The following is a 6,025-nucleotide window of genomic DNA, read 5'->3' on the forward strand; positions in this document are numbered from 1 at the left end:
CGAGCAGGGATCGGGTCGCGCCGCAGGGCCGGGTTGGTGGTCATGGCACTCCTCCGGTCGACCGGCCCTCGGCCTGGCCGCCTCGTCGTCCGCGGCGGCCGATCGAACGATCCCGCCGGACCCGTCCACGAATGGTCGATGAGACTCTAACTCCCGGCGCCATCGTATGCCGAGCTCTTCGTGGTCAGCTGGCGGCCAGACGAAGGTCACTAACGTGAACGGGAGTGACCACCGTCTCCAAGCATGGTCGGGATCTCGACGTGGTTGGCCCGCGCCGGCATCGCTACCATAGGAAGCGGATCCCGGCCGACGGTGTTGGGCATGGATGTCGGCACAGTGGCAGTGCCGTGCCCGGGGGGTGTGCGCCGGATGGTCGGCGGCGCCCTGCGTACAAGTCAACCGGAACTAGTGGCCTGGCTTGCCAGGCACGTCCACCAAGGGCAGGAGTAGTCCCTATGACCGTTCAGGACACCACCGCACCCGCGACGCAGTCCTCGAGCGTCGTCCTCACCGACACCGCCGCAGGCAAGGTGAAGACCCTGCTTGAGCAGGAGGGTCGGGATGACCTCAAGCTGCGTATCGCGGTGCAGCCCGGAGGCTGCTCGGGCATGCGCTACCAGCTGTTCTTCGACGAGCGGTCCCTCGACGGCGACACCGTCCTCGACTTCTCCGGTGTCAAGGTGGCGGTGGACCGGATGAGTGCCCCGTACCTCGGCGGGGCGACGATCGACTTCGTCGACACGATCGAGAAGCAGGGTTTCACCATCGATAACCCGAACGCCCAGGGTTCCTGCGCCTGCGGCGACTCGTTCCACTGATGCGCTGAGCACCGGGCCGCACCTCCTGCTCGGGCCGCGTCTCGGCGCGAGCCCCGGGGCGCGGTTCGGTGACCGGTTGATCAGACCGGAACGTTCGGGAGAGCCCGGTCCGACCTTTGTTCGTCGGACCGGGCTCTCCCGCATGTGTTGTGTCGGTATCCGCTTGTGTCGGTATCCGTCGTTTCCATTGCCTGCGGGTCCATTGCCTGCGGGCCGCCGGAATCACGGGACACCGCGATCTGACGCCTCCGTAATGACGCGTGTGAACCAGCGCGAGCCGGTGGTTCCGGGCTTCGGGGCAGGCCGGTAAGCTCCTTGATCGTGCGTATCGCCGTGACTGGTTCCATCGCCTCCGACCACCTCATGCGCTTTCCTGGAAGGTTCGCCGAGCAGTTGCTCGCCGACCAGCTTGAGCGGGTCTCGCTGTCCTTCCTCGTCGACGAGCTCGTGATCCGGCGGGGCGGAGTGGCGGCCAACATCGCCTTCGGCCTGGGCCGGCTGGGCCTGCGCCCGATCCTCGTCGGCGCGGTCGGCGAGGACTTCGCCGACTACCGTTCCTGGCTCGACCGGCACGGTGTGGACACCGCCTCCGTGCGGGTCAGCGAGATCGCGCACACCGCGCGGTTCGTCTGCACCACCGACGAGGACCTCAACCAGATCGCGTCCTTCTACCCGGGTGCGATGAGTGAGGCCGCCGACATCGAGCTGAGGCCGATCGCCGAGCGGTTCGGCGGCCTGGACATGGTGATCGTCAGCCCCAACGACCCCGGGGCGATGCTGCGCCACAGCGAGGAGTGCCGACAGCGGGGATATCCGTTCGCGGCGGACATCTCCCAGCAGCTCGCGATCATGGAGGGCCCGCAGATCCGCGAGCTCGTCGTCGGTGCGGCCTACCTGTTCTGTAACGAGTACGAGAAGGCGCTGCTCGCCAGCAAGACCGGCTGGTCGGACGAGGAGATCCTGGCCAGGGTCGGCGTCCGGGTGACCACGCACGGCAAGGATGGTGCGGTCATCGAGGCCCCGGAGAGCGACCCCATCCGGGTCCCGGTCGTTCCCGCCCGCGCCACCCCGGATCCCACCGGAGTCGGGGACGCCTTCCGGGCTGGGTTCTTCGCCGGCCGGTCCTGGGACCTCTCGCTCGAACGCTCCGCCCAGGTCGGCTCCCTGCTCGCCACCCTGGTCCTGGAGACGATCGGCACCCAGGAGTACACGGTGGAGCCGTCGGAGGTGCTTAAGCGTCTCACCGAGGCCTACGGTTCCGACGCCGCCGCCGAGATCGCCGAGCATCTGCCGACAATCTGAGCCGGAAGATTATACAAGCCGCCGGATGACGAACGCCTCCCCGCCCTCCGGGAGCGGGGAGACGCCCACCAGCTCCTGACCCCGCAGCCGGCACCAGGCCACGACGTCCGCGCCGGCGGCGGGATCGTCGGCCCAGAGCGTGATGGTGCCGGTCACCGGAATCCCGCCGAAGGCGCGGGCCAGATCGATGATCGGCAGCGGGCAGCGCCGTCCTCGCGAGTCGACCGTGTGCGGCTGTTCCGTCATCGGATTGTCGGCGTCAAAGCCCGGCGGCGTCCAGCCGGTCCCGCACGGCGCGCACGGCCGCGGGCAGCGCCGTCAGCAGGGCGTCGAGGTCGGCCCGGGTCGACTCGCGGCCGAAGGAGATCCGCAGGTTGCCGTGCGTCAACGCGCCCATGGCGACCAGGACATGGCTCGGGGCCAGGGTGTCGGATGTGCAGCTCGACCCGGAGCTCACGGCGATTCCGGCCCGGTCGAGCTCGGTCAGCAGTGCCTCGCCCTCGACGTAGAGGCAGGAGAACGCGCTGATGTGCGGAACCGTCGCTGCCCGGTCCGGGTCGCCGAGTAGTTCCACGCCGTCGACGAGTTCGGGCAGCCGGCGGCGCAGCTCGGCCACGTAGCCGGCGAGCCGGGGCGCCTCCGCGGCGAGTTCACCCGCCCGGGCGCTCAGCGCCGTGGCGGCGGCGGCGACGGCGGGGACGTTCGGATAGCCCGCAACCCGACCGCCCTCCCGCTCGTCGACGGGACCGGGACTGCGCCAGCGGGTCCCGGTGCGCACGGCGAGAACGCCCACCCCGGGTGGTCCGCCGAACTTGTGGGCACTCGCGGTGAGCAGATCCACCCCGAGGTCGGCCAGGTCGACGGGGATGTGGCCGACTGTCACGGCGGCATCGGTGTGCAGCGGCACCCCGGCGGCGCGCATCCGTTCGGCGACCTCGGCGACCGGCTGGATGGTCCCGACCTCATGGTTGGCGTGCTGGAGGCTGGCGACGGCGGTACCGGCGACGGGGGTGAAGCCGGCGGGGTCGATCCGGCCAAGATGATCCACACCGACCCTGACGACCCGTCCACCGGCCTGTTCGTGCCGCTGCGCAGCGTGCAGGACGCTGGAGTGCTCGACCGCGCTGACCATGACGACGTCACCCGCGCGCCGCCGGGCCGCCGCCGTGCCCAGCAGGGCCAGATGCGCCGCCGCCGACCCGCTCGCGGGAAAACTGATCTCGTCCGGCCGAGCCCCGAGTACGCTCGCGACGGTCTCGCGCGCCGCGTCGAGCAGCATGCGCGCCCGGCGGCCCTCCCGATACAACCGTGCCGGGTCGGCCCAGCCATCCTGAAGGGCCACTAGCAGAGTCTCGCGCGCGGCAGGGTGCAGCGGCGTGGTCGACGCGTGGTCGAGATAGGCCGGCACCTGTGAAACGGTACGCCGTGAACGGCCGGGAGGGGCGTGCGTCACAGGCGCTGACGGGGGCCTGAGGCGAGAAGGTTCGCGGCCGCTGAGATACGCTGCTGCCGCACCATCTACAGCGTGTCGAAGACAGCATGTCGTCCGGTTGGATCGGCGGGGCGACATGGCGTTTCCAGGGGGTCTCGCGCGCGGGGACGAACGCTGTCCGCCCCCGCGGCCGCGGCCCGCTCGTCGTGGGAGGCAGGACCTGGTGAGGAGATCCTTCGGTCGGACCCGGCCGTCGCTCGCGGATGTCGAGGACACGCCGACGACGCCGGCTGGCTCCGACACACGCGCAGCCGCGGTGTCCGCGGTCGGCGTGCACGGGACGCGGCACATCCGGCCGCTTCGGCGTGTCCTGCGTCTCAGTGCCGCGCTCGCTGTCGTGGGGATCATGGCGACCGCCTGCGACAGGCCCACATTCGGCTATCCCGAGGGCGTGACGAACCACACGCCGCGCCTTCTCAACATCTGGCAGGGTTCGGCGATCGCGGCGCTCGCCGTCGGTGTGCTCGTCTGGGGAATGATCTTTTACGCGGTCATCGCCTTCCGGAAACGCAGCGACGTACTTCCCCGCCAGGTGCGCTACAACCTGCCGGTCGAGGTGCTCTACACCGTCGTGCCGGTGGTGATCGTGGCCGGGCTGTTCTTCTACACGGCCCGGGACGAGACCGAGGTCACCAAGCTTTCGTCGAAGCCCGACGTCACCGTCGACGTGATCGCCTTCCGGTGGAACTGGCAGTTCAAGTACCTCGACACCGGATCCGGCCGGCAGGGTGCCAACCCGATCGAGGTCACCGGTCGCCCCGGTGAGCCGGCGGTGCTCGTGCTGCCGCAGAACCGCTCGATCCGTTTCGTGGAGAGCTCGCCGGACGTCATCCACTCGTTCTGGGTGCCGGAGTTCCTGTTCAAGCGGGACGTCATCCCCGGCCGGGTGAACCAGTTCGAACTGACCGTCACGAAGACCGGCACCTTCATCGGTCGATGCGCCGAACTGTGCGGGACGGACCACGACCGGATGAACTTCTATGTGAAGGTCGTGCCGCAGGCCGAGTACGACACGTTCATCGCGGACCGGGAGAACGCGGTGATCTCGGCGACGCCGGCCGCGTCGACGACCGGGACCGCCGCCACCACCGCAACCACCGGGAGTGGACAGTGACCCTCGTACAAGAACCGGGTGTCGGGCACGCCGACTCCCCGGCCCCCCACATCCCCCGGCGGACGAACCTGCTCGGCTATCTGCGGACGACGTCCCACAAGGACATCGCCGTCATGTACTTCGTCACGTCGTTCGTGTTCTTCATCGTCGCCGGCCTCATGGCCATCATGATCCGGGCGGAGCTGGCCCGCCCGGGGCTGCAGCACTTCTCCAACGAGCAGTACAACCAGCTGTTCACGATGCACGGCACGCTGATGCTGCTCATGTTCGCGACCCCGATCGCCTTCGCGTTCGGGAACTTCCTAGTGCCGCTGCAGATCGGCGCGCCGGACGTGGCGTTCCCGCGGCTGAACGCGCTGTCCTACTGGTTCTTCCTGTTCGGCAGCCTGACGGTGATCTTCGGGTTCCTGACCCCGAACGGGTCGGCGTCCTTCGGCTGGTTCGCCTACTCGCCGCTGAACAACGGGGTGTACTCGCCGGGGGCCGGGTCGGACCTGTGGATCCTGGGGCTGACGGTGTCTGGTCTGGGCACCATCCTCGGCGCCGTCAACATGATCACGACGATCCTGACGATGCGGGCCCCGGGCATGACGATGTTCCGGCTGCCGATCTTCTGCTGGAACTTCCTGGTGACCTCGATCCTCGTGCTGGTCGCCTTCCCCGTGCTCGCCGCGGCGCTGCTCGCCCTGGAGGCCGACCGGCGCTTCGGCGCGCACGTGTTCGACGCCGCCAACGGCGGCGCGCTGCTCTGGCAGCACCTGTTCTGGTTCTTCGGCCACCCCGAGGTCTACATCCTCGCCCTGCCGTTCTTCGGCGTCGTCAGCGAGATTCTGCCGGTCTTCTCCCGCAAGCCGCTGTTCGGCTACAAGGGTCTGGTCTTCGCCACCATCGGCATCGCCGCCCTGTCCGTCGCGGTGTGGGCGCACCACATGTTCGTCACCGGCGCGGTGCTGCTGCCCTTCTTCGCCTTCCTGTCCTTCCTCATCGCGGTGCCGACCGGGATGAAGTTCTTCAACTGGATCGGCACGATGTGGCGCGGGCAGCTCACCTTCGAGACGCCGATGCTGTTCTGCGTCGGCTTCCTAGTGACCTTCCTGTTCGGTGGCCTGACCGGGGTGCTGCTGGCCAGCCCGCCGATCGACTTCCATGTCAGCGACAGCTACTTCGTCGTCGGTCACTTCCACTACGTCATCTTCGGGACCGTGGTGTTCGCCGCCTACGCCGGCACCTACTTCTGGTTCCCGAAGGTCACGGGCCGGATGATGAACGACCGGCTCGGGAAGATCCATTTCTGGACGG

6 protein-coding genes are annotated in these 6,025 nt (G+C 68.8%); 4 read left to right on the forward strand and 2 right to left on the reverse strand.

All coding sequences use genetic code 11. From position 1 onward, the window contains the following. Positions 1–455: 455 nt before the first annotated feature. Positions 456–818, forward strand: a complete 363-nt coding sequence (gene erpA, locus ACY5KJ_RS00535) for an iron-sulfur cluster insertion protein ErpA (RefSeq protein ID WP_462186316.1) — start codon at positions 456–458, stop codon at positions 816–818. Positions 819–1,139: 321 nt separating this feature from the next. Continuing rightward, positions 1,140–2,120, forward strand: a complete 981-nt coding sequence (locus ACY5KJ_RS00540) for a carbohydrate kinase family protein (RefSeq protein WP_462186315.1) — start codon at positions 1,140–1,142, stop codon at positions 2,118–2,120. A gap of 9 nt (positions 2,121–2,129) precedes the next feature. Here the strand turns inward: ACY5KJ_RS00540 and ACY5KJ_RS00545 are convergent, their stop codons facing one another. Together ACY5KJ_RS00545 and ACY5KJ_RS00550 are read right to left on the reverse strand one after the other, a co-directional pair. Then, positions 2,130–2,366, reverse strand: a complete 237-nt coding sequence (locus ACY5KJ_RS00545) for a sulfurtransferase TusA family protein (protein WP_462186314.1) — start codon at positions 2,364–2,366, stop codon at positions 2,130–2,132. Positions 2,367–2,379: 13 nt separating this feature from the next. Next, on the reverse strand, positions 2,380–3,528 hold the full coding sequence (locus ACY5KJ_RS00550; RefSeq protein WP_462186313.1) for a cysteine desulfurase family protein: 1,149 nt from the start codon (positions 3,526–3,528) through the stop codon (positions 2,380–2,382). A gap of 247 nt (positions 3,529–3,775) precedes the next feature. On the opposite strand from ACY5KJ_RS00550, the gene ctaC reads away from it, so the two are divergent. Both ctaC and ACY5KJ_RS00560 read left to right on the forward strand, forming a co-directional pair. Then, on the forward strand, positions 3,776–4,726 hold the full coding sequence (gene ctaC / locus ACY5KJ_RS00555) for an aa3-type cytochrome oxidase subunit II (RefSeq protein WP_462202457.1): 951 nt from the start codon (positions 3,776–3,778) through the stop codon (positions 4,724–4,726). Further along, on the forward strand, positions 4,723–6,025 hold a 1,303-nt coding region (locus tag ACY5KJ_RS00560), incomplete at its 3' end, for a cytochrome c oxidase subunit I (protein WP_462186310.1). The genes ctaC and ACY5KJ_RS00560, both read left to right, overlap by 4 nt.

Source organism: Frankia sp. CcWB3 (assembly GCF_977927595.1).

Bases quoted from the DNA above. Each gene is read 5' to 3' on its own strand.
- ACY5KJ_RS00545 (WP_462186314.1), bottom strand. From the start codon at position 2,366: ATGACGGAACAGCCGCACACGGTCGACTCGCGAGGACGGCGCTGCCCG.
- erpA (WP_462186316.1), top strand. From the start codon at position 456: ATGACCGTTCAGGACACCACCGCACCCGCGACGCAGTCCTCGAGCGTC.